This is a genomic window from Paraburkholderia phenoliruptrix, from assembly GCF_019511605.1.
GTDB lineage: Bacteria > Pseudomonadota > Gammaproteobacteria > Burkholderiales > Burkholderiaceae > Paraburkholderia > Paraburkholderia phenoliruptrix_A.
Genome location: NZ_JAEUAV010000016.1, coordinates 58,251 through 85,195, shown reverse-complemented (window position 1 = coordinate 85,195; position 26,945 = coordinate 58,251). Strand labels below are relative to the sequence as shown.

General features: G+C 63.7%; 21 protein-coding genes. 9 read left to right on the top strand and 12 right to left on the bottom strand.

Annotated elements, in window-relative coordinates; translation table 11 throughout:
• Positions 1-11 precede the first annotated feature (11 nt).
• Positions 12-1,409 carry an MFS transporter gene (locus JNB89_RS20065; RefSeq protein WP_220363368.1) on the top strand — a complete coding sequence of 466 codons (1,398 nt, stop codon included), beginning with the start codon at positions 12-14 and terminating at the stop codon, positions 1,407-1,409.
• A 43-nt stretch (positions 1,410-1,452) separates the two neighbouring features.
• On the opposite strand, the gene JNB89_RS20060 is transcribed toward JNB89_RS20065, so the two are convergent.
• Positions 1,453-1,947, bottom strand: coding sequence for a DUF421 domain-containing protein (locus JNB89_RS20060; RefSeq protein ID WP_135893683.1), 495 nt, complete (start codon positions 1,945-1,947; stop codon positions 1,453-1,455).
• A 512-nt stretch (positions 1,948-2,459) separates the two neighbouring features.
• On the opposite strand from JNB89_RS20060, the gene JNB89_RS20055 reads away from it, so the two are divergent.
• A complete protein-coding gene (locus JNB89_RS20055) occupies positions 2,460-2,696 on the top strand; it encodes a hypothetical protein (RefSeq protein WP_220363367.1) in 237 nt (78 codons plus the stop codon).
• A 72-nt stretch (positions 2,697-2,768) separates the two neighbouring features.
• On the opposite strand, the gene JNB89_RS20050 is transcribed toward JNB89_RS20055, so the two are convergent.
• Positions 2,769-3,866, bottom strand: coding sequence for an NAD(P)/FAD-dependent oxidoreductase (locus JNB89_RS20050; RefSeq protein WP_220363366.1), 1,098 nt, complete (start codon positions 3,864-3,866; stop codon positions 2,769-2,771).
• A gap of 232 nt (positions 3,867-4,098) precedes the next feature.
• Between JNB89_RS20050 and JNB89_RS20045 the strand changes: the two genes are divergently transcribed.
• From JNB89_RS20045 to JNB89_RS20020, 6 genes are all read left to right on the top strand, one after another.
• Positions 4,099-4,536 carry a carboxymuconolactone decarboxylase family protein gene (locus JNB89_RS20045; protein WP_135893685.1) on the top strand — a complete coding sequence of 146 codons (438 nt, stop codon included), beginning with the start codon at positions 4,099-4,101 and terminating at the stop codon, positions 4,534-4,536.
• A 380-nt stretch (positions 4,537-4,916) separates the two neighbouring features.
• Positions 4,917-6,308: a DHA2 family efflux MFS transporter permease subunit gene (locus JNB89_RS20040; RefSeq protein ID WP_220363365.1), complete on the top strand. Its 1,392-nt coding sequence runs from the start codon at positions 4,917-4,919 to the stop codon at positions 6,306-6,308.
• 232 nt (positions 6,309-6,540) lie between these two features.
• Positions 6,541-7,461 (top strand): LysR family transcriptional regulator, encoded by a 921-nt coding sequence (locus tag JNB89_RS20035; protein WP_220363364.1) that lies wholly within the window; start codon positions 6,541-6,543, stop codon positions 7,459-7,461.
• Between the two features lie 54 nt (positions 7,462-7,515).
• On the top strand, positions 7,516-7,695 hold the full coding sequence (locus JNB89_RS20030; protein ID WP_013339415.1) for a hypothetical protein: 180 nt from the start codon (positions 7,516-7,518) through the stop codon (positions 7,693-7,695).
• A 210-nt stretch (positions 7,696-7,905) separates the two neighbouring features.
• Positions 7,906-9,213, top strand: coding sequence for a glycosyltransferase family 2 protein (locus JNB89_RS20025; protein ID WP_220363363.1), 1,308 nt, complete (start codon positions 7,906-7,908; stop codon positions 9,211-9,213).
• A gap of 144 nt (positions 9,214-9,357) precedes the next feature.
• Positions 9,358-9,579, top strand: coding sequence for a hypothetical protein (locus JNB89_RS20020; RefSeq protein WP_013339417.1), 222 nt, complete (start codon positions 9,358-9,360; stop codon positions 9,577-9,579).
• A gap of 80 nt (positions 9,580-9,659) precedes the next feature.
• Here the strand turns inward: JNB89_RS20020 and JNB89_RS20015 are convergent, their stop codons facing one another.
• Positions 9,660-10,964 carry an MFS family transporter gene (locus JNB89_RS20015; RefSeq protein ID WP_013339418.1) on the bottom strand — a complete coding sequence of 435 codons (1,305 nt, stop codon included), beginning with the start codon at positions 10,962-10,964 and terminating at the stop codon, positions 9,660-9,662.
• Positions 10,965-11,289: 325 nt separating this feature from the next.
• On the opposite strand from JNB89_RS20015, the gene JNB89_RS20010 reads away from it, so the two are divergent.
• Positions 11,290-12,327, top strand: coding sequence for a GSU2403 family nucleotidyltransferase fold protein (locus tag JNB89_RS20010; protein ID WP_220363362.1), 1,038 nt, complete (start codon positions 11,290-11,292; stop codon positions 12,325-12,327).
• A 56-nt stretch (positions 12,328-12,383) separates the two neighbouring features.
• On the opposite strand, the gene JNB89_RS20005 is transcribed toward JNB89_RS20010, so the two are convergent.
• The 9 genes from JNB89_RS20005 to JNB89_RS19965 all read right to left on the bottom strand — a co-directional run bounded on the left by JNB89_RS20005 (position 12,384) and on the right by JNB89_RS19965 (position 26,922).
• Complete coding sequence (locus JNB89_RS20005) at positions 12,384-14,099, bottom strand: SpoVR family protein (RefSeq protein WP_220363361.1); 1,716 nt, start codon at positions 14,097-14,099, stop codon at positions 12,384-12,386.
• Positions 14,096-15,367, bottom strand: a complete 1,272-nt coding sequence (locus tag JNB89_RS20000) for a YeaH/YhbH family protein (RefSeq protein ID WP_013339421.1) — start codon at positions 15,365-15,367, stop codon at positions 14,096-14,098. The genes JNB89_RS20005 and JNB89_RS20000 overlap by 4 nt, the downstream gene beginning before the upstream one ends.
• A 223-nt stretch (positions 15,368-15,590) precedes the next feature.
• Positions 15,591-17,513: a PrkA family serine protein kinase gene (locus tag JNB89_RS19995; RefSeq protein ID WP_013339422.1), complete on the bottom strand. Its 1,923-nt coding sequence runs from the start codon at positions 17,511-17,513 to the stop codon at positions 15,591-15,593.
• Positions 17,514-18,446: 933 nt separating this feature from the next.
• Positions 18,447-19,208 carry a 2-keto-4-pentenoate hydratase gene (locus tag JNB89_RS19990; RefSeq protein WP_220363360.1) on the bottom strand — a complete coding sequence of 254 codons (762 nt, stop codon included), beginning with the start codon at positions 19,206-19,208 and terminating at the stop codon, positions 18,447-18,449.
• 491 nt (positions 19,209-19,699) lie between these two features.
• Positions 19,700-21,538, bottom strand: a complete 1,839-nt coding sequence (locus JNB89_RS19985; RefSeq protein WP_220363359.1) for a methyl-accepting chemotaxis protein — start codon at positions 21,536-21,538, stop codon at positions 19,700-19,702.
• A gap of 491 nt (positions 21,539-22,029) precedes the next feature.
• Positions 22,030-22,953: a ribokinase gene (gene rbsK / locus JNB89_RS19980; protein WP_135893696.1), complete on the bottom strand. Its 924-nt coding sequence runs from the start codon at positions 22,951-22,953 to the stop codon at positions 22,030-22,032.
• Positions 22,954-23,079: 126 nt separating this feature from the next.
• On the bottom strand, positions 23,080-24,120 hold the full coding sequence (locus tag JNB89_RS19975; RefSeq protein WP_013339428.1) for a LacI family DNA-binding transcriptional regulator: 1,041 nt from the start codon (positions 24,118-24,120) through the stop codon (positions 23,080-23,082).
• A 145-nt stretch (positions 24,121-24,265) separates the two neighbouring features.
• Positions 24,266-25,333, bottom strand: coding sequence for an ABC transporter permease (locus JNB89_RS19970; RefSeq protein ID WP_013339429.1), 1,068 nt, complete (start codon positions 25,331-25,333; stop codon positions 24,266-24,268).
• Positions 25,330-26,922 (bottom strand): sugar ABC transporter ATP-binding protein, encoded by a 1,593-nt coding sequence (locus JNB89_RS19965; RefSeq protein WP_220363358.1) that lies wholly within the window; start codon positions 26,920-26,922, stop codon positions 25,330-25,332. The genes JNB89_RS19970 and JNB89_RS19965 overlap by 4 nt, the downstream gene beginning before the upstream one ends.
• Positions 26,923-26,945: the final 23 nt, after the last annotated feature.

Sequence of the window (26,945 nt, the reverse complement as noted above, 5' to 3'; positions counted from 1 at the left end):
GCAGACCTTTCATGACCGTCGCCCAGAAAGCCCTGATTGCGCCTCTGATTGTCGCGTGCGCGATGTTCATGGAGAGCGTCGACGCGAATGTGATAGTCACCGCTTTGCCGGCCATGGCGCGCGACTTCGGGCGCGATCCGGTCACGCTGAAAATCGCCGTGACGAGCTACGTGCTGGGGCTGGGCGTGTTCATTCCAGTGTGCGGTTGGCTCGCCGACCGCTTCGGCGCGCGCACCGTGTTTCGCACGGCAATCGGCATCTTCGTGGCGGGTTCGCTGCTGTGCGCCGCGTCGAATTCGCTCGCCACCTTTACGCTCGCGCGTTTCGTGCAAGGCGTGGGCGGCGCGATGATGGTGCCGGTCGGCCGGATCATCATCTTTCGGGTCGTACACAAATCCGACTTCATCCGCGCGATGAATTATCTGAGCGTGCCGGCCATGCTCGGCCCGGCTGCCGGCCCGCTGCTCGGCGGCTTCATCACGACTTATCTGCACTGGCGCCTGATTTTTTTCATCAATGTGCCGATCGGCGTGCTCGGCATCTATCTGACCAACAGGCACATCGCCAATACGCGTGAGCCGGATCCCGGTCCGCTCGACTGGGTCGGCTTTGTGCTGTCGGCGGCGGGGGCGGTGCTGCTTCTGCTCGGGCTGTCGCTCGTCGGCGGCGAGCTGATTGCCAATCGCGACGCGTTCGCGATGTGCGGGGTCGGCGCGGTTTTGCTCGGGCTCTACATTGCGTACGCGCAACGCGTGCGGCTGCCGTTGCTCGATCTGCGATTCTTCAAGGTGCCGACGTTCCAGGCGAGCGTGCTCGGCGGGTCGCTGTTCCGCATCGGCCTTGGCGCGCTACCGTTCCTGTTGCCGCTCATGCTTCAGGAAGGACACAGCATGAGCGCGTTCCAATCCGGGCTGATCACCTGCGCATCCGCGTTCGGCGGCATGTTCATGCGTACCGTGGCCTCGCGCGTGCTGCATCGCTATGGCTTTCGCTCCGTGCTGGCGGTGAACGCGGCGTTGTCGGGCATTTCGATCGCGGCCTGCGGCCTGTTTTTTCCTGGCACGCCGACCTGGATTATCTGGGTGGTGGTGCTGCTGGGCGGTTTCTTCCCCGCGCTGCAGTTCACGAGTCTCAATTCGTTGACCTACGCGGAAATAGCGAGCCGCGATGTGGGACGCGCGACGAGCCTCGGCAGTGTCGTGCAGCAGATGTCGCTTGGCCTCGGCGTGACGGTCGGCGGCATCGTGCTGCAGATCTCGCGACTGCTGAACGGCCATGAAACCATCATGTGGTCGGATTTCTGGCCCGCGTTTCTGGTCGTGGGACTGTGCTCGTTTGCGTCGATACCGGTTACCTTGCGACTGCCGCATCGCGCAGGCGAGGAAATCTCGCGCGGGGGCCGGGGCTGACGGTGGGTTTGCGTGCGGCTCGCCTTTGCGAGTTGCTGCCCGCTCACTGCTCCTTGCGAATCACGCTCACCTCGCCGTTGCGCTCGAGAATCGCCGCGGCGACCTTGTCGAGCGAGCGCGAGCCGATCTTCTGCCGCACGCTTTCGCACACGTCGTTCGAGGTCATCAGCGCGGCTCGCAGTTCGTTCTCATTGAACGCGCCGTTGCTGTACACCTCGCGCTCGACGCCGCCCACCAGCCGCTCGATCGCACGCGAGCGCATGCAAATCCACGCAAGCAGGCGGTGGCACACCACGATCACGAGCGACGCGAGCACGGTTGCGACAAACGGCGACGCGCCCACTATCGCGCGGCTCAACGTGGCGCCAAGCAGAATCACTACCACCGAATCAAACGGTGAGCGTTGTCCGAACGAGCGCCGCCCCGACACCCTGATCAACACAAGCGCGATAAGGAACACGAGCACCGCGCGCAGGCTCATCTGCAACGGGTCGAGGTCCCGCCCTTGCCCGAACAGCAGATAGATCGCGTCCATCATTCTTGTATCCTCCTTTGCGGCGCGTCGCCGTGCTGGTCGTAGGCGCGTGCTGTGCTTGCATCGCGCACTGCCGCGCTGATTGCGGGCCGACGCCGGAGGCTGGCAGGAACGTTTGCGGCAATCGCCGTGATTGCGCGCCGGCGTTCCTCGGTCGCGTCGATTCAACAAAGCAGCAGTTGCCTCCCGCCCTCACCCGCAGATGCCATAGAGAAGCAAACCATGTGCCGTTGCTGTGCACGGTCAACCCCGCATACGTTCAACTCACGCAAAGCCGCGCGCGACCTCGCGATGTGTCGCAAGCGCGCGGCGACAGGCGCAGTCTCGCGTGGTGCGTGTGTCAGGCATACACGTCCGCAGGCGTGATCCACCGGGCTGGAAGTGAACCCTTCGACGGGACACCCGCAGTCTTGCGCAATTTGCCTGTCCCGCGCCTTTCAGACCGCTTAACGCAGGTCAGGACTCTTAATTGCTGCGTCCGAGGCTCCTACCTATTCCGACATAAGGAGCTTCCCTTGAAACATGCCACTCTCGCCACCGCTCTGCTCGTCTCGTTGACGTTCATTCACACGACAGCCCACGCGGAAGGCTGCACCAAGGGCGCGGTAGTCGGCGGCGTCGGCGGACATATTGCCGGCGGCCACGGCGTGGCGGGCGCCGCAGCAGGCTGTGCAATCGGCCATCATGAAGCGAAGAAAAAGCAGAAAGCCGCGAGCGCGGCGGCTGCCGCAAGCCAACCCGGTGGAAAATAGCGATCTGCGATGAGCAGAGACCCGGGCCGAGCACGCGATGGTCACCGGCCCGGTCGCGATCGTTCCGTCGACTCAGCCTGCCGCGCTGACTTTTTCGGCGAGTTTCGCGTCATAACTGGAATGCACGTGCACGCGCTTGCGCTCGGGGTAAGCATATGAATACGCTTTGCGCAGTGCGAGCGACGCTTCATGAAAGCCGGACAAAATCAGTTTCTGCTTGTTCGGATAGTTGGCGATGTCGCCCACCGCGAAAATGCCCGGCCGCGAACTCTCGTAGTTGGAGGTATCCACGTCTACACGGCCGCCATGAATACTCAAGCCCCACTGCGCTATCGGCCCGAGATCGGCGACCAGGCCGTACAGCACGACGAGTTGCTCAGCGTGCAGTTCAGTCTCGCCGTCGATATGTCGCAATGTGATAGATTTGAGCGCGCCACTTTCCGGGCTGTCTTGCGCGCTGCCTTGCGCGTTCCCTTCGAGCTTTAACCCTGAAATCGCACCGACGATAAAGTCCATCTCGCCGGCCTGCACCGCGCGGCGCATCAACTCGACACTCGAATCAGCCGCGCTGAAGCCGTTACGCCGGTGCACCAGCGTCACGCGGCGCGCCACTTTACGCAGCGCAAGCGCCCAGTCGAGCGCGGAGTCGCCCCCGCCTGCCACCACCACGGTCTTGTCGGCGAAATCGGCAAGACGCTGCACGCTGTAATGCACATAGCGAGACTCGAGCGGCACCGCTTCGGCAAGCGGCAGTTTCTGCGGCACGAACGCCCCGTTACCGGCGGCGAGCATGATTGCCGCAACGTCGAACACGAGGCCGCGGTCGGTGCGCACGGTCCACCGCCCATCGCTGCGCTGCTCGACCGATTCGACCCGCTGCTCGAGATGAATGGGCACGTCGAACGGCTTGCACTGCGCAAGCAGGCGGTCCACCAGTTCACGCGCCGTACATGAAGGAATCGCGGGGATGTCGTAAATCGGCTTGTCCGGATACAGCTCCGTACATTGGCCGCCAATCTTGCCAAGCGCATCCACGATCTGGCATGACAAGCCGATCACGCCGGCCTCGAAAGCGGCAAAGAGGCCCACCGGTCCCGCGCCGACGATCAACACGTCGGAGCGAATGGCGGGTGAAGCAGGCTGCGAAAGAGGCTCGGCAGCGGACGTCATGGCTGAACTCTTCGATAAGGGCGATGACCCACCATACCGAATCGACGCCACTGCGGCAACGATGCCATTACAGCGAGCAAGGACGCTTGCGGCCGGTTGGGACACTTCGCGATGGTCCAAAAGTGGCTACCTTATAAACGCCGAAAATGGCCATTTTGCCAAGCCAATGGGACGGCTAGTATTCACTCATCGCATCAGCGGATGCGCGCCAAACCAACGCAAGGAGTGAATCATGCAAGCACGTCTCGACTTCTATAAAGCCAGCCCCGCCGCGATCAAGGCAATGCTCGGGCTCGAGGAACGCATCGGCAAATCGTCCATTGAAAAGTCGCTCGCGGAACTCGTGCGGCTGCGCGCGTCGCAGATCAACGGCTGCGCATTCTGTGTCGATATGCACACCACCGACGCCCGCAAAGGCGGCGAGACCGAACGGCGTCTCGCCACGCTGGTCACATGGCGCGAAACGCCGTTCTTCACGGATCGGGAACGCGCCGCGCTTGAATGGACGGAAGCCTTGACGCTCATCTCGCACGACCATGTGCCCGACGCCGTGTGGGAAGCCGTGCGCCCGCATTTCAGCGACGAAGAACTGGTCGACCTGACGCTGCTGGTGTCGGCCATCAATGCGTGGAATCGCTTTGCGATTTCCTTTCGCAAGATGCCTGAATAAGCGCGACGGCGAGTGAGCATCCCGGTACGGGGCGCTCAGCGGCCGTGAAAGCAGCCGGGTTGCCCGATGAGCGATACGGGCTCGTACTGCGTGAGCTCGTGGGCCCCGTTTAGCGCTCCGAGCCTTTTGAGCCTTTTGAGCCCGGTGAGCCCCGCGAGCCGACCGCGCAGCTTTGAAACCCCAGCCCCCGCGTCCCTGGCCCACGCGTTCATGGGCGCGCCTGCGTCGCAAGGGGTCACGGCACTGTCCTATGCACCGCACGGCCTCGCACGCCCGACCTGCGTCGCGCCTTCGCGTTGCGCCGCCCGATGCCGTATCATTGAAGCGTTTGCTGACAACCGCTCGCTAGCGGCGCCCGCGCGCCGACCGCCTTCCATTACATGACCAGGGATTCGTCGCATACCGCGCTGCTGTGGATCGTCGCCGCCGGCTTTTTCATGCAGTCGCTCGACACGACGATCGTCAATACCGCGCTGCCCTCCATCGCGCACAGTCTGAACGTCGCGCCGCTCGCCATGCAGCCGATCGTGGTCGCCTACACGTTGACCATGGCAATGCTCACGCCCGCCTCAGGCTGGCTCGCAGACCGCTTCGGCACGCGGCGCGTCTATTTCGCGGCAATCCTGATCTTCGTGATCGGCTCGGTCTGCTGCGCGAGCGCGCATACGCTGGGTCAACTGGTGCTCGCGCGTGTGCTGCAAGGCGTGGGCGGTTCGATGCTGCTGCCGATCGGACGCCTCGCCGTACTGCGCAGTGTGTCGGGTGATCAGTACGTGTCGGCGCTGGCGTTCATTTCGGTTGCGGGTCAGTTAGGTCCGATTGCCGGACCGACGCTCGGCGGCTGGTTCGTTCAGGCCATTACGTGGCACTGGATTTTTCTGATCAACGTGCCGATCGGCGTGGTCGGCCTTTACGCGGTGCAGCGCTTTCTGCCCGCGCACGGCGAGACGCAGGCGCCGCCATTCGACTTCGTCGGCTGCGGATTGCTGTCGCTTTCTATGATCGCGTTTTCGCTGGCCGTCGACGCGCCTTCGCCGACGCATCAGGCGGCGTGGTCGGCGGCACTTTTTGCGCTCGCGGCCGTTAGCGCCCTCGCCTACGTTCCGCACGCGAGGCGTCGGCGCAACCCGCTCTTCAAGTTGTCGCTGTTTGGCGAGCCGAATTTCAGCGTCGGCCTGATCGGCAACCTGGTATGCCGTATCGGCTCGAGCGCCGTACCGTTTCTGGTGCCGCTGCTGTTGCAGCTCGAGCTTGGCTATACGCCGCTGCATTCGGGATTGATGATGCTGCCCGCCGCGCTCGCCGGCACGCTCGCAAAGCGCTGGATCACGCCGCTCGTGCGGCGCTTCGGCTATGAGCTTTTCCTCCTCGTGAACACACTGGTCGTCGGTTCGTCGATCGTGGCCTTTGCGCTGATCTCGCGCGGCACGCCGCTCATCGTCGAAATCGCGGTTCTGGCGGTGTTTGGCGCCGCCAACTCCATGCAGTTCGCGGCGATGAACAGCGTCACGCTCAAGGGGCTTTCACATGAAGACGCCGGCAGCGGCAACAGCCTTTTTTCGATGGTGCAGATGCTCGCGATCGGGCTCGGCGTGTCGATCGGCGGCGGGCTCGTGAAGCTGTTTGCCGCGCAATGGGGTTCCGCCGCGCTCGGCTTCCGGCTGAGCTTCGTGTGCGTCGGCGCGATTACGTTGTTCTCGGCATGGGTGTTCCGTCACCTCGACACCGCGCCTGCCGCACGGGCGCCGGCGAGCCAGGGCGCGGGACGCTGAAGAGGATCGCGCTGCAAGCTGGGTTGTCGCTGGGCCATGCTTGTCGTCGATCCACGCCACGCCGCCACGCCGCCGCGCACCGTGCACGCGGCGCGGCGCGCCTCCGCGCCCCGATCCGTCGCCAATTCTCCATGCGCCCCGCATCGCCGGTTCACGGTCTTTCGTGGCGGGACTTGCCAGCCGGCGTTTCGCGTTAGCATGTACGGCGTTTACCCATAAAAAGGACTAACCAATGCCATTCGACGAGCGCATGCTGAACGGCATGGGCGTGCTGACAGCCATTGTCGATTGCGGAAGTTTCGCGGCGGCGGGCGTTGCGCTCGACATGTCTCAATCCGGTGTGAGCCGCTCGGTCGCGCGGCTCGAGGCGCGCCTGGGCATCCGGCTTTTCGACCGCACGACACGCTCGGTCACGCTCACCGACGAGGGCCGCCGCTTTTACGAGCAGATCGTGCCGCTCCTGAACGGGCTGGAAGAAGCGGCCGCTTCCGCTGCGCAAGGCGCGACAGCCGTGCGCGGACGATTGCGCGTGAACATGGACCCGTTCTTCTCACGCCTGATACTCGGGCCGAGGGTGGGCGCCTTCATCGACAGACATCCTGACCTGCACGTCGAGCTGATTACCCGCGACCAGTTGGGCGACATCGTCAGCGAGGGTTTCGACGTCGCCATCCGGTTCGGCGAGCCGCCGGTGTCGTCGTTGATCGCGCGCAAGCTGCTCGACACGCGCATCCTGACGGTGGCCGCGCCGTCGTATCTGAAAAAGCATGGGCATCCGGCGAATCCAGCCGAGCTGGAGAACGGCAGGCACGCGTGTATCAAGTTCCGCGATCCGCTCACCGGTTATCCCTTCAGTTGGGAATTTCACCGCGGCCGCAAGAAAATGGTCGTGACGCCGCAAGGCCGCTTGACCGTCAACGACGTGGGCACCTTGCACAGTGCGTGCGCCGCGGGCCAGGGGGTCGCGCAGATCCTCGCGCTCGGCGCCGAGTCGCTGCTCGCAAGCGGCAAGATGGTGGAGCTTTTCCCCGACTGGGCCGACGAGGTTTATCCGCTCTACGCGCTCTATCCGTCGCGGCATCATCCGCCGGCCAAAGTGCGCGCGTTTCTCGATTTCATCGTTTCGCTGCTGGGCGCGGCGCAGGCCGACTAGGCGCCGGGCCCGGGCTTTGCTCCATCAGCTACGTGTTCAATCGAGGAGAACGCCATGGCCGACCCCAAGCAGCAGAGCAACGACAAGCCGGACGACATCGCCCATCCGCAGCCCGCCGTCCATAGCGACAACGAAAAGAGCAAGCTGCCCGAACGCGGCGACGAAGGGCGCGATCAGTCGCCCGCAGACCGGCCCGGCCAGAAACCGGGCGAAGGCGAACCGTCAGTCGGCTGAATTAAGCGCTGGCCTGCAAGCGGCTTTGCTGCGTTTGATCGGCAAAGCCGCATAAATTTTTCCCTTTCGGCCGCTTTCATATAGCAGACATTTTTTCCGTTTTTTTCCGAAATATTTTTTCGGCTCAATGCACTACTTTTCTGCTTGCAGCAATGTATGCGAACAAGCAGCCGGCTGCCGCCCCTTCAACAGATAACAAAGGCGACGCCCATGTCTATTCCTGTGCCCGCCGCCGAGTCGTCCAAGGTGTCGATCTGCGTGCCGACCTGCAACCGGCCGGAGTTGATCGTCGAATGTATCGACTCGTGTCTGGCGCAAACCTACGGCAATCTGGAAATCCTGATTGGCGACGATTCCAGCGATGCGCGCACCGAGCAGTTGCTCGCATCTCGCTATGCCGACGTGCTGGAAGCACGGCGCATCCGTTACGTGAGGAACCAGCCGCCGCTTGGCCAGGCGCGCAACGTCGCGAGCCTGTTCGAGCGCGCGAGCGGCGACAAGATCGTGCTGATTCACGACGACGACCTGCTCACCACCGACGCCGTCGAAAAACTGATCTGCCTGTGGAAGCAGCATCCGAGGCTCGATGCGGCGTTCGGTGCGCAGTATGAAGCAGGCCCCGACGGCGCGATCGACCTCGAAGCGAGCACGCGGCTGAACGCCGCATTCAGGCGCACCAAGGACGCCGAGGGACTGCAAGCGCTGCCCGGCAGGACGGGCCTGATCCAGATGTTTCCGAACAACGGCTGGATGGCCGACGCGCAGCTCGTCAAGCGCATCGGCTACAAGGAGGAGTACGGTGCGTGCTGCGATTTCGTGTTCGGCACCGAGTTGTGCCTCGCGGCGCGTGAAGTCTTTTACCTGCACGACTATGTATCGGTGTATCGCAAGACCGCGAGTTCCATTTCCCATAGCACGCGCGGCACGGCGGCGGCCGCCACGCTCAGCGCCTACGCGTTCGTCAAGAAGCTGAAGCTGCCGCGGCAGCTCGAACCGTCGCGCCGGCTCGCGCTGCGGCGCCTGGCGCCGATCGTCGTGTCAGTGCACGCAAGAAACCGTCAGGCGCGGCTGGGTCTGAAGATCGCGCTCGCTCATCTGTTTGCGTATCACTATGGGCTGAGCGCACGGCTTTATTACCATCTGCTGATGCTGTCGCGCGCGGCCGTGAGTGTGCGCGAACGCGCGGCGACGATTGCCGCAACTGCGGCACCCGCGGTGTCGGCGGTGTCGGCCACGGCGAGGACAGCGGTGAGCGCTGCTACGGCCACGGCGGCAGGCGCCGCGGCGACGAGCGGCGCGGTGGCTGGCGTGGCGGCTGCAGGTGGCGCAGCGGCGGCAAGCACGGCAGCGGCAACGGTGACTGCAACGGCGGCGAGCGCTGTGGCGGCTGCCACAGTAACGGCGGCAAGCGCCGTCGCCGCCACGGCAACAGCAACTGCTGCACTCAGCGGCCAGGCCGGAGCAATGATGAAAGATCTGGTCGCCGAGCTGGCAGCCGACACCACCGAACCCGGTTGATCGACAGCAGACTTGCGCCCTGCACCGTCAGCGCGTTTTCTGCTAAGCAACGTCTACTTAGCAAAGCCGTATTTGTTGCTTGGACACGCGCGCTCCGCTGATTACGATGATTCCGACACGTCATCAGCCCCGAGGTGATTCGCCATGTCCGAGAGTGCCTGTTTCAAGCCGCGCGTGATCGAGCCGGTCGCCGACAATCAGCCCGATGGATTGGGACTGGCGGTGGAGTTGTGGCTCGCCCAACCCATCGACGGTATTGCCGGACGCGCCGTGCAGATTCACTTGCGCAGCGACGCAAAAATGGCGCAGGCCGAAGCGCTGCGCGATCTGTTGCACGCGCTCGGCACTGGCATTGTCGTGGCGTGAATGCGAGCGGAGAATGCGGGACCGGGCGCGCAATCGACTGCGCGCCCGCGTTCAAGGTTGCTCAAGGTTGGTCAAGATTCTCAAGGTTCGTTGCGCAAATACCCTTCCTTCGACGGATCGCGCATGCGCAGCGCAACGAGGCCCGCGAGCGCACAGAGGAAGGTCACGTACCAGTAGAACATCGTCTCGCTGCCGACCGACTTGAGCCACAGCGCCACGTACTCCGCCGAGCCGCCGAAGATCGCGTTGGCCACCGCATACGAGAGCCCCACGCCGAGCGCGCGCACTTCCGGCGGGAACATTTCCGCTTTGATCAGGCCGCTAATCGACGTGTAGAAGCTGACAATGGCAAGCGCGAGCACGACGAGCGCGAATGCTGCGTAGGGGCTCGTGACATCTTTGAGCGCATGCAGCAGCGGCACTGTGCCGATGGTCGCGAAAAGGCCAAAGCACAGCATGGAGTTTCGGCGGCCAATGCGGTCCGACAACGCGCCGAACAGCGGTTGAAGCAACATATACACGAAGAGCGCGGCGGTCATCACGTTGCTCGCGGTCTTCGCGTTCATGCCCGCCGTGTTCACCAGATATTTCTGCATATACGTGGTGAACGTGTAGAAGATCAGCGAGCCGCCGGCCGTGAAGCCCAGCACCGTCAGAAACGCGACGCGATGCTGCCACAAACCGCGCAGCGTGCCCGCTTCCTTGCGCTGACGTGTTGCGGCGGTGGTGGTTTCATCGAGCGATTTACGCAGATAGAGCGCGACCAGCGCAGCAATTGCGCCGATGACGAACGGCACGCGCCAGCCCCATGCCTTCAGTTCGGCATTGCTGAGCGTCTGTTGCAGGATCACCAGCACGAGGAGCGCGCACAACTGGCCGCCGATCAGCGTCACGTACTGGAACGACGCGAAAAAGCCGCGCCGCCCTTTGAGCGCGACTTCACTCATGTAAGTGGCACTGGTGCCGTATTCGCCGCCGACCGACAGGCCCTGGAACAGCCGCGCGACCAGCAGCAGCGCGGGCGCCAGCGCGCCGATCTGCGCGTATGTCGGCAGCACGGCGATGACCAGCGAGCCGCCGCACATCATGAACACCGACACCATCATCGCGGTGCGGCGGCCGTGCTTGTCGGCGAGGCGGCCGAAGAACCAGCCGCCGATGGGCCGCATCAGAAAACCCGCCGCGAACACGCCGGCCGTGTTCAGCAACTGCGTGGTGGTGTTGCCGCTCGGAAAGAAGGCAGGCGCGAAATACAACGCGCAGAACGAATAGACATAGAAGTCGAACCACTCGACGAGATTGCCTGAGGACGCACCGACAATCGCGAAAATGCGACGCCGTGTGTCGTGGGCGGAGGCCACGCTTTGGTCTGTGAGGTCGGTCATGTTGTGTCTTCCTTGTCTCTTCAATGGCGTCGGCGGTCGGGGCGCCGCCTTCGGCACGCGATTTTCAGCGTGGGCGAATTTTACAGAATCGCAAGCAAAAGTTGGGATTTGTTGGCCTGCGGATGGGCGCGGCGCTTGGCGCTTGGCGCACGGGGCGCTGGCCGGCGATGAGGTGCTGGTGTTGCGGTTCGGGCCTTTGGAGGCGCGGGCTGGGGCTCCCAGCGCATTATCCCTATCCCTTGCAACCGGATGTTAAGGTATAAATTTGACCGGCTTTCTCTTATACCTTAATATGCAATAACAGGGTATAAACGGGTCACCTGCCATGGCCAGCTTTCACAACGACGCGCTGCAAACGCTGTACTCCTCCGTCACGGAGCGCGCGAGCGGACAACGCCAGATTGCACTGCACTCCCCCGGCTCCGCTGCACAAAAAACTGTCGACGGCAAAACGTACACGTACTGGCGCGTGTATCTGGCGTCAGGAAAGCACAAGGAAATTTCGCTGGGCCGGACCGGAGAGCCGGCTACGGAGGCCGCGCTGGAAGCGCGGCTATTCGATAGCGCGGAGATGCGCGCGCTTGCCGCCGACGTCCAGGTGCTGCGCAAAGCAGGCTTTGCCGCGGCCGACAATTCTTCCGCGCTGACGCTCGCCACGCTCTTTAACGCCGGCATCTTCAGCCACGGCGGCGTGCTCGTCGGTTCGCACGCGTTCGGAGCGCTTCTGAACAGCCTGGGCGTGCGCCTGCCCGCGAATTATCGAACCGAAGATATCGACATCGGCAGCACCGGCAGTATTTCGGTGGCTATTCCGGAAGACCGGAGTTTTCTGGACATTCTCCGCGACAGCGGTATTCCCTTTCTCGAAGTGCCGGAACTCGACTCGCGAAAGCCGTCAACCTCGTTCAAGGCTCGCGGACAGCCGCTGAAGGTCGATTTACTCGTGCCGGGCACCGAAGCGTACGAGACAAAGCCGTTGCCCCAGTTGCGCGCTCACGCAACAGGGCTTCCGTACTTCCGCTATCTGGTAACCAGCCCGGTGCCCGGCTTTATTCTCGGCAAGGAACACGTGGTCCCGGTGATGCTGCCCGATCCCGCGCGGTTCGCTCTTCACAAGCTTATAGTCAGCACGCTGCGCGATCCTTCGCGCGCACTGAAGGCAGACAAGGACCGGCGGCAGGCCGCCGTGTTGATCGAAGCGCTCACGGAGCGGTTTCCAGACTGGTTGACGGCAGCCGCCGACGACCTCGAAGAAAGCGCCCGCGCCCGCGTTGCACTCGCGGCTGCGCGGGCGCTGAACCTCGCCCCTGGTTTGTCCGAGCGCGCCCGGGATTTCATGGCTGACTTAGGGGCCAGTGCGTAGTTGGTCTGAATCGGAGTTGGGGCTCCTCACCGGCCCCAGTTCCGTGGCGCGCCCCGTCACGCCCTCACTGCCGGCGGCACGTAGCGGCATTCATAGCGCTTCCTCACCGTGCCGTTTTCATCGACGCTTTCGAGGTACACGTCGAACTGCCACAAGCGCGCCATGTGCTTGAGCACCTCGTCGCTGTCGGACGAAAGATGGCGGTTATCGCTCATGAAATGCCGCAGCGTCAGACTGCGGTCGCCCCGCGTATTCACCGACCACACCTGAATGTTCGGCTCGCGGTGGTGCATGTCGTACTGCCGTGACAACGCCTGGCGCACGTATTGATAGCCGCTGTCGTCGTGAATGGCGGAGACTTCGAGCGCGTCGCGCATGTCGTCGTCGAGCACGGAGAAAAGGCGCATTTCACGGATCAGATGCGGCGACAAATATTGCGCGACGAAACTCTCGTCCTTGAAATTGCGCATCGCGTAGTGCATGGCGGGCAGCCACGGACTACCGGCCAGTTCGGGGAACCACTTGCGGTCTTCGTCCGTGGGGTTTTCGCAGATGCGGCGAATGTCGCTCATCATCGAAAAACCCAGCGCATAAGGGTTGATGCCGCTGTAGTACGGTTTGGTGACAGGCGGCTGGTACACCACGTTGCTGTGCGAATGGAGGAACTCCATCATGAAGCCGTCTTCCAGCTTGCCCTGGTTGTACATCGTGTTGAGCAGCGTGTAATGCCAGAACGTGGCCCAGCCTTCGTTCATCACCTGCGTTTGCCGCTGCGGGTAGAAGTACTGCCCCACTTTGCGCACGATGCGAATCACCTCGCGCTCCCACGGCTCGAGCAAAGGCGCGTTTTTCTCCGCGAAGTACAGCAGGTTTTCCTGCGGCTCGGGCGGATAGCGTTCCTCGATTTCTTCCGGCAACGGCGTGTGCCGCGTCGGCAAGGTGCGCCACAATTCGTTCACCTGCGACTGCAGATATGCCTCGCGCTCGCGGCGCGCCGCGAACTCTTTTTCGAGCGACAGCTTCTGCGGACGCTTGTAGCGATCCACGCCGTAGTTCATCAGCGCATGGCACGAATCGAGTAGTTCTTCGACGCGGTCGAGCCCGAAGCGCTCCTCGCATTCGGCAATGTAGTTCTTCGCGTAGACAAGGTAGTCGATGATCGCATGCGCGTCGGTCCACAGCCGGAACAGATAATTGCCCTTGAAGAACGAGTTGTGCCCATACGCGGCGTGCGCGATGACGAGCGCCTGCATCGTCATCGTGTTCTCCTCCATCAAATACGCGATGCAGGGGTTCGAATTGATCACGATCTCGTACGCGAGCCCCATCTGCCCGCGACGGTAGCTTTTTTCGGTGGCAAGAAAGTGCTTGCCGAACGACCAGTGACGATAATTCACCGGCATGCCAACGGACGCGTACGCGTCCATCATCTGTTCGGCGCTAATGAGTTCCAGCTGGATGGGATACACGTCGAGCTCATATTGCTCCGCAACACGGGCAATATGCGAGTCGTACTCCTCGATCAACTCGAAGGTCCAGTCGGACGGGCACGGCAGAGGCCGTCTATCGGCTACGTTCATACGGACTTCCCTTTGCCCCTCAGTGGGCGTTCCGGTGTGTCCCCGTGCTTCTGCGTTGTCGACTGCTCCGGCTGCGGCGGCACCCGTCTCGTCCGCCGCTGCCCCGGCATGCCCCGACTCACGCTGCGGCACGCCTGTCTCGCGCTCCGGCTGATCGCCGCGCGCTTCGTTGTGCAAATGCTTTGCCGTCATGACGACGCCACCTGCTTTTCGAACAACTCGCGAAACACCGGATAGATGTCAGCCGCGGTTTCGACCTTCTTCATCGCCATGTGCGGCTGGCTCAAGGCCAGTTGTGCATATTCGAGCCACAGGTTCTGCTCTTCCGGCGTCACCTGGATATACGCAAAATAGCGCACCTTCTCCAGTATGTCATCCGCCAGTATCTTGCGGCACTTCGGCGAGTCGTCGGTCCAGTTGTCGCCGTCGGACGCCTGGGCGCCGTAAATGTTCCATTCAGTCGGCGAATAGCGCTCATCCATCACTTTCTGCATCAGTTCGAGTGCGCTGGACACGACCGTGCCGCCGCTTTCCGTCGAATGGAAGAAGGTGTCTTCGTCCACTTCCTCGGCACGCGTATGGTGGCGTATGAACACCACCTCGATGCGCTCGTAGTTGCGCTTGAGAAAGAGGTACAGAAGGATGAAAAAGCGCTTGGCGAGGTCTTTGCGCTGCTCGTCCATGGACCCGGACACATCCATCAGACAGAACATCACGGCCTGGCTCGACGGCGTGGGCTGCTTCACGCGATTCACATAGCGCAGATCGAACGGGTCGATAAACGGAATGCGCCAGATGCGCCCGCGCAGGTGGTGAATTTCCTCTTCGAGCAGCTTGATCTCGTCGCGGCGATCGTCGGGGTCGGCCTTCAGGGCCTCCAACTGCCGCTCCATTTCGTGAAGCTGGTTCACGAGCGGCGCACCGAGCGCAATGCGCCGGCCAAGCGCGCTGCGCAGCGAACGGACCACGTCGATATTGTTCGGCGTGCCCTCGGCAGCCCAGCCCGCACGGATGCTTTTCCATGTGGGCACGGCGAGCAGATGCGTTTTGACGAGGCGCGGGAGTTCGAGGTCGTCGAAGAAATACTGCATGAACTCTTCGCGGCTCAGTTCGAACACGAAGTCGTCCTGACCCTCGCCTTCGTTGCTGGCCTGACTGCCGCCGCCACCGCCGCCCCCGCCTTGCGGGCGCTGGATCTTGTCGCCGCGAATGTAGTCGGAATTGCCCGGATGCACCATTTCGCGCCGGCCGCCCGGCCCGTGCCGGAACGACGGCTCCGCAATGTCCTTGCGCGGAATGGTGATGCTCTGCGTGTTCTGAATGTCCTTGATGCTGCGATCGCGCACCGCCTCCGACACGGCGCGACGAATGTAGTTCTTGACGCGACGCAAAAAACGCTCGCGATTTGCAATGCTTTTGTTCTTGCCTGCTAACCTGCGGTCGATAATTTGATGAAGCACGCCCGGTCTCCAATGTGGACGGGGTGAGCGCCTTAGCGCCCACTCCGGTCCCACGCGGCGCATCCGGCGGCAGCGAGCGATTTAACGCTTACTGTCACCCGAGGCAACCGCGCGCATTTCGGGTCGCGAGACGCACGCTGTCTGGCCCGATGCTATGTCCATGCAGCTTGCGGCTCGCAGGGTGCCCGCGTGGACGGACCGCGCGGGCGGCACGCAGTGCGGATCATGACGACTTGCGCACGCGCAGATACCAGTCACACAGCAAGCGCACCTGCTTCGGTGTATAGCCCTTCGCCACCATGCGATTGACGAAGTCTTCGTGCTTGCGCTGTTCTTCCGCCGAACCCTTGGCGTTGAACGAAATGACCGGCAACAGTTCCTCCGTATTCGAGAACATCTTCTTTTCGATCACCACGCGCAGCTTTTCGTAGCTGATCCACGCGGGATTCTTCCCCGCATTTGCAGCACGCGCGCGCAGCACGAAGTTGACGATCTCGTTGCGGAAGTCCTTCGGGTTGCTGATGCCCGCAGGCTTCTCGATCTTCTCCAGCTCGGCATTCAGTGCCGCGCGGTCGAAGCTCTCGCCGGTGTCGTGATCGCGGAACTCCTGGTCCTGAATCCAGAAGTCCGCATACGTCACATAGCGATCGAAGATGTTCTGCCCGTATTCGGAGTACGACTCCAGATAAGCCGTCTGAATCTCCTTACCGATGAATTCCGCGTAACGCGACGCGAGCACGTCCTTGATAAAGGACAGGTACTTCTGCTCGGTTTCCGGTGGGAACTGCTCGCGTTCGATCTGCTGTTCGAGCACGTACATCAGATGCACCGGGTTGGCCGCGACTTCGGTGGAGTCGAAGTTGAACACACGCGACAGAATCTTGAACGCGAAGCGGGTCGACACGCCGGTCATGCCTTCGTCCACGCCTGCGAAGTCGCGATATTCCTGGTACGACTTGGCTTTTGGATCGGTGTCTTTCAGGTTTTCGCCGTCGTACACCTGCATCTTCGAGAACAGGCTCGAGTTTTCCGGTTCCTGCAGCCGCGTGAGCACCGACATTTGCGCCATCATTTTCAGCGTGCCGGGCGCGCATACCGCATTGGCCAGTGACGAATTGCGCAGCAGCTTCTCGTAGATCTTGATCTCTTCCGAATAGCGCAGGCAATACGGCACCTTCACTACGAAAATCCGGTCGAGCAAAGCCTCGTTATTGCGGTTGTTGCGGAAGGCCTTCCACTCCGACTCGTTCGAGTGCGCGAGAATCACGCCGTCGAAAGGAATCGCGCCGAAGCCTTCCGTACCCTTGAAGTTGCCTTCCTGAGTTGCGGTCAGCAGCGGGTGCAGCACCTTGATTGGCGCCTTGAACATTTCGACGAATTCGAGCAGACCCTGATTCGCGAGACACAGGCCGCCGGAGTAGCTGTACGCGTCCGCGTCGTCTTGCGCATACTGCTCGAGCTTGCGGATGTCGACCTTGCCCACGAGCGACGAGATGTCCTGGTTGTTCTCGTCGCCCGGCTCGGTTTTGGCGATGCCGATTTGCCGCAGGATGGACGGATAGCGCCGCACCACGCGGAATTTGCGGATGTCGCCGTTGTACTCGTGCAGGCGCTTGACCGCCCACGGGCTCAGAATGCTTTTGAGGTAGCGGCGTGGTATGCCGTATTGCTCTTCGAGGATCGGACCGTCCTCGTCGTAGTCGAACAGGCCGAGCGGCGATTCGTTCACCGGCGAGCCCTTGATCGCGTAGAAAGGCACGCGTTCCATGAGCTGCTTCAGCCGTTCCGCGATCGACGATTTACCGCCGCCGACCGGGCCCAACAGATACAGAATCTGCTTCTTTTCTTCAAGCCCCTGGGCCGAGTGCCGGAAGTAGGCGACCACCTGCTCGATCACCTCTTCCATTCCGTAGAACTCACGGAATGCGGGGTATACCTTGATGACCTTGTTCGCGAAGATGCGCGACAGGCGCGGATCGTTGCGAGTGTCGATCTGTTCGGGTTCTCCGATTGCCGTCAACATGCGTTCGCCAGCAGTGGCGTACGCGGCGGGATTGTCTTTGCAGAGCGCGAGGTACTCCTCGAGCGAGAGTTCATCTTCTCGCGTTTTCTCGAAGCGGGTCGCGAAACTGCTGTAGATATCCATGCTACCTCCTCGCCGAAGTCTGGACCGATGTCGTGCGCGGCGCGCTATTCGGAAACGACATCGCTCGAATTCATCCTAAACCCTTTTAAATTTTTTTTCACGAACTACGTTGCGAAAATCGCGCCGTGTTCGCCTCCCTACAATCATCACTTGGAAACCACGTTTGGACCACCTACAATCTTGCGCGTCCAACGATGCCGCCAGCCTGCATGAATGGCCACGCGAGTGAGGGGGCTTTACTGCGTCCGGTTACTGCGTTCTGCCCGGTTTTACCGTCTCTTCCCACCACTCGCTTCGAGCACTCAGCCTTACTCACGTTCACGCGCTCGTTGCACACGCACATGGCGTACCTCGACGCTGCGTATCGCTGCAAGTTTGGCCGCCGCATCGCGCATTTGCGCGCTACGTCACCACTCTTTTGTGCTTTTGCCTCTTTTCTGCGTCATGATTCGACAGCCGGTTCTTACACTCGCTAGATCCTGGTTCCACGTATCTGTTACACGTTGATCGACCAAAGTTGCACACATGCTTCGCCGAAACTTCCATGCCGTTCGTCCAGGTATGCGAGCATTCGTTCCAAATCTCGCCACGCCTGCTTCGCTATCGGCACGATGCTTCACATGCCTTGCATGAGCGCGTCGCTTCTCGCGCTGGCTAACTGCGCTGGTTGGCTGCGCTGGTTAAGTGCGCTGGTTAAGTGGTTAACGGCCTGGCGCGCAATCGGTTCAATAGGGTATACGGCTAAGGGCTGAGCGGCTAAGGGCCACGCGGCCAAGGAGTCCTCCGCGGATGCGCCACACGTGAGACGGCCGCCCCAGGTGGATGCTCGTGGGTTCACCGCTCGCCTGTTCGCCTGGTCGTTTGTAATGCGCCGTTACAAGCACGGCGCACAGTGACGCCTCGCATCCAGTCGCATGACACAGTGTCACGCGCTCAGGTGAGTTCGAGCTCGACCTCCCCCAAGCCGTCGATGTGGCCGCGCACGACGCCCGGTTTGCCCACATTGTGCGCACCGACATAAGAGCCGGTGGTCAACGTCCAGTCGGGTTCGATCGTGATGCCCATGGCGGCGCAATGGTTGACGAACCACACAAGCAGCTCGCGCGGATCGCCAGCCGGATTGCCGGTGACCTCAGGTACCAGCGACTCGCCGTCGAAGTTCAGTTCCAGTTCCGGCGACACGAAGTCGAAGCCGCGCGCGAGTCCCGCATAGGAAAGCGGATGGCCGGTGACGAGTGCGCCGTTGTTTTGCGCGTCGGCAAGCTGGGCGAGCTGCACGACGTTCGGCCACTCGGCAAAGCGGCTGTCGACAATTTCAATGGCCGGCAGCACTTCGCCGATCAGCTCGAGCACCTCGTCGCGCGTATACGCACGGCTGCGCGGCTCGATTGCTTCGGTGAAGCGGAACGCGATCTCCAGTTCCACCAGCACGCGGAAGAACCCGGCGTGCGGGACGCGCGCCGGCGACGGCAACACCAGTGACGCCGGGATGGGCGCCCCCGAGGTAGGACCGCCCGGCGCCTTCGCGCCGATTTTCCACGCCCCGGTGGTGTCCCCAAGGCCTGCAATGACCGCCTGCTGGATCGCATACGCGGTTGCGGCGTCCGGCGGCATCTGTTCGGCGGGAAGCCCGTCTATCGGCCGATGCTGCCGGCGTGCTTCCACGAGGCGTTGCGCGAGGTCGTGTGGCGTCATGTCGGTCCTTTGTGGCTGGCGCATTTGAATGTCTGTTGCAGCGCGAAGGTAGTGAATGGATGAGCGGGCCGCTCGGGCGACTCAGGCGACTCAGGCGACTCGGGCAGCTCAGGCAACTCGCGCGGCTCGGTCGGCTCGGGCAGCTCGCCGTTGGCAGCCGGCCCCACACTCTCCGCGTCGGGCCGCACTGCCTCAGCGCGGTGCCCGCAACTGATGCTTTACCGCCTTGCCTCGCGGCGATGCGCTCCGCGATCTGGCTACGAATTACCGTCGCCGCGCCCGTCAATGTACCGGATCGCGAGCCTCGCCAGGGCGCCCGCCGCTTCGCAAATGCGACTTGATGCGCACGCCATAAAAAAAACCGCGCTGCGTAAGCAGGCGCGGTTTGCGGTGACGTCTTTCTGTCCGGGGTAACGGCGGTGCCGTCAGGTGGCTGAAGGGCGCGGCTGGCCGACCGTCGAATCGCGCGCCCTCGCCGCCCCCCGCCTCCATCAGAACGTTTCCCAATCCTGATCGCCGCCCACACTGGCGACGGCCGCCGGCTTCGCGGTTGCGCGCGGCACCGGATTGCTTTTCGCCGCTGCTGCGGCGGCCACCGGCGCGGGCGAAGCCGCAGCAGCCGCAGCAGCCGGGGCATGACCTGCCGTCACAGGCTGCACCGCGACCGCGGCCGCCGCCGGCGCAGCGGAACCGGCACGGCCCGCCGCCCGCGAAGCCGGGCGCGCCACAGCAGACGCAGCGCGCAGCGGGACGTGTTTGGCCGCGGCGCTGGCCGAAGCCTTGCCGGCGTCGTCGCCGAGCTGGAACACGGCGACTGCCTGACGCAGCTTGTCCGCCTGGTCTTCCAGCGACGATGCAGCCGCCGCCGCTTCCTCGACCAGTGCCGCGTTTTGCTGCGTGACTTCGTCCATCTGCGTGACGGCGCGCGCCACCTGGTCGATGCCGCCGCTCTGTTCTTCGGAGGCCGCGGCAATTTCGCCCATGATGTCGGTCACGCGCTGCACGGCGCTGATGATTTCACCCATCGTGCGGCCCGCCTCGTCGACGAGCGCGGAGCCCGACTGCACGCGGTCCACCGAAGTATCGATGAGCTCCTTGATCTCCTTGGCCGCCGCCGACGAGCGCTGCGCAAGACTGCGCACTTCGCCCGCCACGACTGCAAAGCCGCGCCCGTCTTCGCCGGCCCGCGCCGCTTCCACGGCCGCGTTGAGCGCCAGAATATTGGTCTGGAACGCAATACCTTCGATAATCGAAATGATGTCCGCGATCTTCGCGGAGCTCTGGTTGATCTCGCCCATGGTGCCGACCACCTGGCCGACCACCGCGCTGCCCTTGTTGGCGATTTCCGATGCATTCGCGGCAAGCGCGCTGGCCTGGCGGGCGTTGTCGGCGTTCTGCTTTACGGTGCCGGTCAATTCTTCCATGCTGGAGGCCGTCTGCTGCAAGGCCGACGCCTGCTCCTCGGTGCGCGACGAGAGGTCGATGTTGCCGGCCGCAATCTCGCGCGTCGCGGTCGCAATCGACTCGCTGCCGCCGCGCACCGCGCGCACCGTTTCAATCAGGCTGCGCTGCATCTTCGCGATGCCTTCGAGGATCTGGCCCATTTCATCGCGCGAGGTCACGGCGACCTGGCGGCGCAGATCGCCGGCGGCAATCGCGTCGAAATGGACCAGCGCTTCGGACAGCGGCCGTGCGATTGCCCGGCTGAGCGCCATGTACGACAGCAGCGCCGCGAGTGCGCCGGCAACCAGCGCGCCGATGCTCACCATGCGGAACTGGTGGAAGCTCGCTTGAACGTCATCGTAACCGGCCTTCGCGGCATCGAACTGAAACTTGCGCAGAGCGTCGTCGGCGCCCGCGAGTTCGTTATAGGCGACCTGCATGCGCTTCGCGCCATCGACCAGCTTGCCCTGCTCGCCCGCCGCGACCACCGCCGCGAACGCATCGGCTTGCTGATGCAGCGCTTCCCGCTTGACGATCACTTCGCGCGCAAGGCGGTCTTCCTCGGGCCCGCGCGGCAGGTCCATGTACTTCTGCCACCACTTGTCCGAGGTGGCGCGCATGGTGCGGGCACGCTCCAGCGTCGGCGCCGACTCCGGCGTGCCCATCATGAAGGCCGCGCGGTCGAGCGCGAGACGCTCGCGCGCCGCGAACAACTCGGCGTTGCCGATGTCGACGGCGCTCGGCATGGAGTTCGTGAAGGTCTCCTGGTAAGCGTCATTCGAGCGACTCATGCCGAATAGGCCGAATGCCCCGATGCCGACGAGGAGCGCCGCGAGAAATACCATGGTGAGGCCAATGCGGGCCTTGATCGAAATGCCCTTGTTCATACATGTCCTGTGCGTGGAGGCTGCGACGCAGCGAATAGAGGTCTGATGACGCGTGAGGCACCGTAACGATTTCGTCGGTTCGGCGCTCTGATGAACGCGTTAACGGCAGGCTCCAAGCGGACTTAAAGCTTTTATGTAGTCTGATGAAAGGCAGCGGGCCGCGTACGGTAAGAGTTACAAACGGGGTGGATGTGCCGATCGCGGGGCGAGAGCGTCGCCCGGCCGCAGCGCGGGCGATGCGGCTTGGGAGTCAGGAAGGCAGGCGCGTAGGCGGTGTATTGCGCATGATGTCGCTGGTGCGGGTGGTGCGGGTGGCGCGGGTGGTGCATGCAAGGCCGGTAAAGCACGTGACGCGCCGGAGCGCTCGGAATACGCGCCAGACGCGCCAAAGGGTCAACCGACGTGAGCCCGACAACACCGCTTCGCAAGAACCGCGCGGCGCAACACACGGCCGCGCCGCCTGCTGACAGCGGCATCAATCGACAGCCACATCAATCGCCAAGTTCGGCGCGCGTCGGAATAGAAGGCTGCGCGCCGGCACGCGTCACCGATAGCGCCGCGGCGCGCTGCGCGAAACGGATCGCCGCATCCACGCCGGCGCCCTCTCCCAACTGCGCGGCGAAACCGCCGATGAAGGTGTCGCCGGCCGCGGTCGTATCCACGGCTTCGACTTTCGGCGCGTCGTATAGCACCGGCGCCGCACCTTCGAGCGCCGCCTGCACGCCGCGCGGGCCGAGCGTCACCAGCACGTTGCGGGCGCCGGCCGCGCGCAGCACGGCGGCGGCGGTCGCCGCTTCTTCCGGCGAGCCCACCGGCAAGCCGGTCAGCGCCGCGGCTTCCAGTTCGTTCGGAATCAGATAGTCGATGAGCGGCAGCCACTCGGCTGGCAGCGGACCGGTGGCGGGCGCCGGATTCAGGATCACCGTCTTGCCGAGGCGGCGGGCCGTGGCGAGCGCCGCGTGCACCGTATCGAGCGGCGTTTCCAGCTGGCAGATCACCACGTCGGCCGCGGCGAGCACGGCTTCGTGGCGCGCAATGGTGTCAGGCGTCACCTCACCGTTGCTGCCCGCCACGATCACGATGGCGTTCTGACTCGCATCGTCGACGACGATGAGCGCTACGCCCGTCGCCTCGCGGCCCGTTTCGAGCGCGGTGCAGTCGATGCCTTCGGCCTCGAGCCCCGCGCGCAACTGCGCACCGTTCGCGTCGGCGCCCACGCAGCCCAGCATTGCGACGCTAGCGCCCAGCCTCGCGGCCGCCACGGCCTGGTTGCCGCCCTTGCCGCCCGGGACCTGCGCGAACGTACGGCCGGCCAGCGTTTCGCCGGGATGCGGCAGGCGCGGCGCGCGCGCCACCAGGTCCATGTTCAGACTGCCGACCACCGCCACGCGTGAGCGCGTTTCCTGACTTGCCACTCAATTCTCCTGTTGTGCTGCTTTTCGAACGTGTTTTTCAAGCGTGTCTTTCAAGCCTGCCGAAGCGCGGACGCGGCCGCCCGGCGCACAGCGCAGACCCGGCCGAGCGCAGCGTGAGCCGCGCGCTCAGGCCGCCAGATGGCGTTTGCCAGCGCCCGCCCACGTCGATGTCGATTCACGCACGATGAGCCGCGGCGACACGACGCGCCGGCGGCTGCCGGGACGCGCGCTCGCCGACGACTTGCCGGCAATGCGCTCGATCAGCGTTTGCGCAGCCATGTCGCCGAGCGCGCGCACCGACTGCCCGACCGTCGAAAGTGCCGGATAGGTGAAGCGCCCCAGTTCGATGTCGTCGAAACCGATGATCGAGCAGTCGCGCGGCACGCTGATGTTGCGCTCGGCCGCGGCGCGCAATGCGCCGATGCCCATCATGTCGTTGCAGGCAAAGATCGCCGACGGCTTGACCGTATCGAATAGTTGCCCAGCGGCGCGATGCCCGCCGGTGCCCGAAAAGTCGCTTTCGACAATCGCGTCCGGCGGAATGTCGATGCCGCGCTCGGTCATCGCGCGGATAAAGCCGTGCACGCGCATCGCGCTGACCGCCGTATCGACCGGCCCCGTAATGCAACCGATCCGCACGTGCCCCAGTTCGAGCAGATGACGGGTGGCAAGATACGCGCCCTTCTCGTGGTCGATCTGCACGAGGTCGGCATTCACGCCTTCAATATTGCGGTCGACGATCACCAGCGGCTCGCGCGCATCCGCGAGCGTCTGCGCGAGCACCGCGTCGTCGCCGGCGGACGCGACAATCAGCCCGTCGATGCGCTTTTCCTGCAGCACACGCAAATAGTTGCGCTGCTTCGCGGGATCGTCGTCGGAATTGCAGAAGAACACGCAGTAGCCGTTGCGCGCGCAACCGTCTTCTATGCCGCGCGCGAGCTCCGCGAAATACGGGTTGGTGCTGTTGGGCACCACGAGCCCGATGGTCGCGGTAGCGCGCGCCTTCAGCGAACGGGCCACAGCCGAGGGCACGTAGTGAAGCTGGCGAATGGCGAGTTCGACCTTCGCGCGCACGTCGGCCGACACGGGCCGCGAATTGTTCACGACGTGCGATACCGTCGTGAAGGACACGCCCGCCACGGCTGCTACATCCTTGATCGTCGCCATAACCTGTTGCTCTCCCGCCTGTTTTCCCGCCGTCAGGCCCACTGCCGACCTTGGGACGTCCTCATCGAACCCGCAATACCCATGAATTCTTACGCTTTACTGCAAACCACCGTTCAAGTGCCTGACTCACGCTATTCTGACGATGTCAGACGCGCTTGCGGCGGCTGCGGTATGTATCCAGCACCACGGCCACCACGATCACCGCGCCGGTGATCATCCGCTTGGTCGGCTCGTTCGCGCCGATCTGCGCGAGCCCCGCCGCCAGCACGGAAATGATCAACACGCCAAAAAACGTGCTGATGACGGAACCGCGCCCGCCCATCAGACTGGTGCCGCCGATCACCACTGCCGCAATCACCTGCAGTTCCGCGCCGACGCCGGCATTCGGGTCAGCCGCCTCCAGACGCGAAATCTGGAACAGCGACGCGAGGCCCGCGAGCGCGCCCATCAGCGCAAACACAATCACCTTGTAGGGCCGCGGATTCACGCCCGCGAGCCGCACGGCTTCCTCGTTGGTGCCGATGCCCACCAGATAGCGGCCGAACACGGTGCGCGTCAGCACCAGTTGCGCGATCACCATGACCGCGACCGCAATCAGGAAGGCCGGCGAAATGCCGAGCGCGATCGGGTTAGACAGGAAATCGAACGCATCGCCGATATAGGCGGTGCGCGAATTCGTCATCTGATACGCAAGGCCGCGCGCGGCCTCCAGCACGCCGAGCGACACAATGAACGACGGTATCCGCCAGCCCACCGTCACCGCGCCGGTAATCGTGCCGGTCAGCGCGGCCGCCGCGACACCGAGCAGCGCCGAAGGCAGCGGACCCCAGCCCCACTTGAGCGCGGCCACGCTCACCACCGACGCGCCGAGCGCGAGCACCGAGCCGACCGACAGGTCGATACCGGCAATGATCAGCACGAACGTCATGCCGACCGACATCACGACCAGATCCGGAATCTGATTGGCGATCGTGCTGAACGTGTCGTACGTCAGGAAGTGCGAACTCAGCAGCGAGAACAGCACGATCATGCCGAGCAGTGCTCCGGCGAGACCCAGATAGTTCGAAAACCCGAGCCGCGTGCCGGCCGGCTTGCCGCTCGCGAGCGGCGCGGACGGATCGGCCGGCGGCGCGGCATTCGTATTGACGGCGGCGGCACCGGCATTCCCGCCGTGTTTTGCGCCCGCCGTGTCGCGCAACGATTGATCGGTCATGACAAGCTCCCTGCTTCATTGGTGTCGAGGTCGTGCAACAACGCTTCGCGGCTGCGGTAGCCGGCGAAAGCGGCGGCCAGCAACGCGTCCTGCGTCCACGTGTCGCGTTCGAACACGCCTGTCAGGCTTCCTGCCGACATCACGCCGATCCGGTCGCAGATCAGCATGAGTTCGCGCAGATCGCTCGACACCACGACGAGTGCGCGCCCTTCCCGAGCCAGCGCACCCATCAAGCCATAAATATCGAACTTCGCGCCGACGTCGATGCCGCGCGTGGGTTCGTCGAATAACAGCACGCGGCAGTCGCGCGCGAGCCAGCGGCCGATCACGACCTTCTGCTGGTTGCCGCCCGACAGCTCGCCGACAATTTGCCCCGGACCCGAGCTGCGAATCCGCATGGCGTCGATCTGCTTTTGCGCGAGCGCGTTCTCGCGCTTCGCATCGACAACGCCATGCCGCGCCACGCTGCCGATGTTGCCGAGCGACACGTTCGCTGCAATCGGCTGCGGCAGCAGCAGGCCCTCGCCCTTGCGGTCCTCGGTAATCAGCGCGATGCCAGCGCGCACCGCGTCCGACGGCGAATCGATGCGCACCGGCGCTGGCGGCGCACCGGGCGCCGGAGCAAGCGCCACGGTGCCGCCGTCTTTCTGGTCGGCGCCGTATATGAGCCGCATCAACTCCGTGCGGCCCGCCCCGATCAGGCCGCTCACGCCGAAAATCTCGCCAGCACGGACCTCGAACGACACGTCGCGCACCACCTTGCCGCGCGAGAGCCGCTCGACTTTCAGAAGCGGCGCGCCGATATTGCGCACGCCCAGGTCGATCTGTTCGCCGAGTTCGCGGCCGACCATCCACGTGACGATTTCGTCGCTGGTCAGATTGGCCATGGCGTCCACGTGCACGAGGCGGCCGTCGCGCAACACCGCGATCTGCTCGGCCACTCGCGCGAGCTCCTCGAGCCGGTGCGAGATGTACACCAGCGCTACGCCGCGCGCCTTCAGGCGGTCGATCTGCTCGAACAGCAGGTCGACTTCGCGGGCGGTCAGCATGGCGGTCGGCTCGTCGAGGATCAGCACGCGGCAGTCGTCGATCAGATTGCGCGCGATCTCCACCATTTGCTGATGCCCGATGCCGAGTTCGCCCACCAGCGTGTCGGGGTCGATCGCGTCGAGCCCGACTTGCGCCATTGCATGGCGCGCGTCCTCGCGCAGCTTGCGGCGGTCGATCCAGCCAGGCAATCGCCCCACGCGCGGCAGGCGGTTGAGGAACAGGTTTTCCGCCACCGACAGCGTGGGCAGCAGGTTCAGCTCCTGCATGACCATGCGCACGCCGAGCGCTTCGGCTTCGGTGCGGCTCGCCGGTGCATACGGCGCACCGCCGAGCCGCATGGTGCCGGCGGTCGGCTCGACGAGTCCGCCGATAATCTTGGACAGCGTGCTCTTGCCGGCGCCGTTCTCGCCGGTGAGCGCCAATACTTCGCCGGCGCGCAACGACAAGGAGACGTCGGCGAGCACGGGTTCGGCATAGGTCTTGCCGATGCCGCTGACGGACAGTACGGCAGGCAAGGCGTCGTGGTCGGTTAAATCCATCGCGATCCTGTTTCGCGGCGCCG

What these genes read in the sequence shown, in the direction of transcription:
- JNB89_RS20065 (WP_220363368.1), top strand. Translation starts at nt 12, where the DNA reads ATGACCGTCGCCCAGAAAGCCCTGATTGCGCCTCTGATTGTCGCGTGC.
- JNB89_RS20060 (WP_135893683.1), bottom strand. Translation starts at nt 1,947, where the DNA reads ATGATGGACGCGATCTATCTGCTGTTCGGGCAAGGGCGGGACCTCGAC.
- JNB89_RS20050 (WP_220363366.1), bottom strand. Translation starts at nt 3,866, where the DNA reads ATGACGTCCGCTGCCGAGCCTCTTTCGCAGCCTGCTTCACCCGCCATT.
- JNB89_RS20045 (WP_135893685.1), top strand. Translation starts at nt 4,099, where the DNA reads ATGCAAGCACGTCTCGACTTCTATAAAGCCAGCCCCGCCGCGATCAAG.
- JNB89_RS20040 (WP_220363365.1), top strand. Translation starts at nt 4,917, where the DNA reads ATGACCAGGGATTCGTCGCATACCGCGCTGCTGTGGATCGTCGCCGCC.
- JNB89_RS20035 (WP_220363364.1), top strand. Translation starts at nt 6,541, where the DNA reads ATGCCATTCGACGAGCGCATGCTGAACGGCATGGGCGTGCTGACAGCC.
- JNB89_RS20030 (WP_013339415.1), top strand. Translation starts at nt 7,516, where the DNA reads ATGGCCGACCCCAAGCAGCAGAGCAACGACAAGCCGGACGACATCGCC.
- JNB89_RS20025 (WP_220363363.1), top strand. Translation starts at nt 7,906, where the DNA reads ATGTCTATTCCTGTGCCCGCCGCCGAGTCGTCCAAGGTGTCGATCTGC.
- JNB89_RS20020 (WP_013339417.1), top strand. Translation starts at nt 9,358, where the DNA reads ATGTCCGAGAGTGCCTGTTTCAAGCCGCGCGTGATCGAGCCGGTCGCC.
- JNB89_RS20015 (WP_013339418.1), bottom strand. Translation starts at nt 10,964, where the DNA reads ATGACCGACCTCACAGACCAAAGCGTGGCCTCCGCCCACGACACACGG.
- JNB89_RS20010 (WP_220363362.1), top strand. Translation starts at nt 11,290, where the DNA reads ATGGCCAGCTTTCACAACGACGCGCTGCAAACGCTGTACTCCTCCGTC.
- JNB89_RS20005 (WP_220363361.1), bottom strand. Translation starts at nt 14,099, where the DNA reads ATGACGGCAAAGCATTTGCACAACGAAGCGCGCGGCGATCAGCCGGAG.
- JNB89_RS19995 (WP_013339422.1), bottom strand. Translation starts at nt 17,513, where the DNA reads ATGGATATCTACAGCAGTTTCGCGACCCGCTTCGAGAAAACGCGAGAA.
- JNB89_RS19990 (WP_220363360.1), bottom strand. Translation starts at nt 19,208, where the DNA reads ATGACGCCACACGACCTCGCGCAACGCCTCGTGGAAGCACGCCGGCAG.
- JNB89_RS19985 (WP_220363359.1), bottom strand. Translation starts at nt 21,538, where the DNA reads ATGAACAAGGGCATTTCGATCAAGGCCCGCATTGGCCTCACCATGGTA.
- JNB89_RS19975 (WP_013339428.1), bottom strand. Translation starts at nt 24,120, where the DNA reads ATGGCGACGATCAAGGATGTAGCAGCCGTGGCGGGCGTGTCCTTCACG.
- JNB89_RS19970 (WP_013339429.1), bottom strand. Translation starts at nt 25,333, where the DNA reads ATGACCGATCAATCGTTGCGCGACACGGCGGGCGCAAAACACGGCGGG.
- JNB89_RS19965 (WP_220363358.1), bottom strand. Translation starts at nt 26,922, where the DNA reads ATGGATTTAACCGACCACGACGCCTTGCCTGCCGTACTGTCCGTCAGC.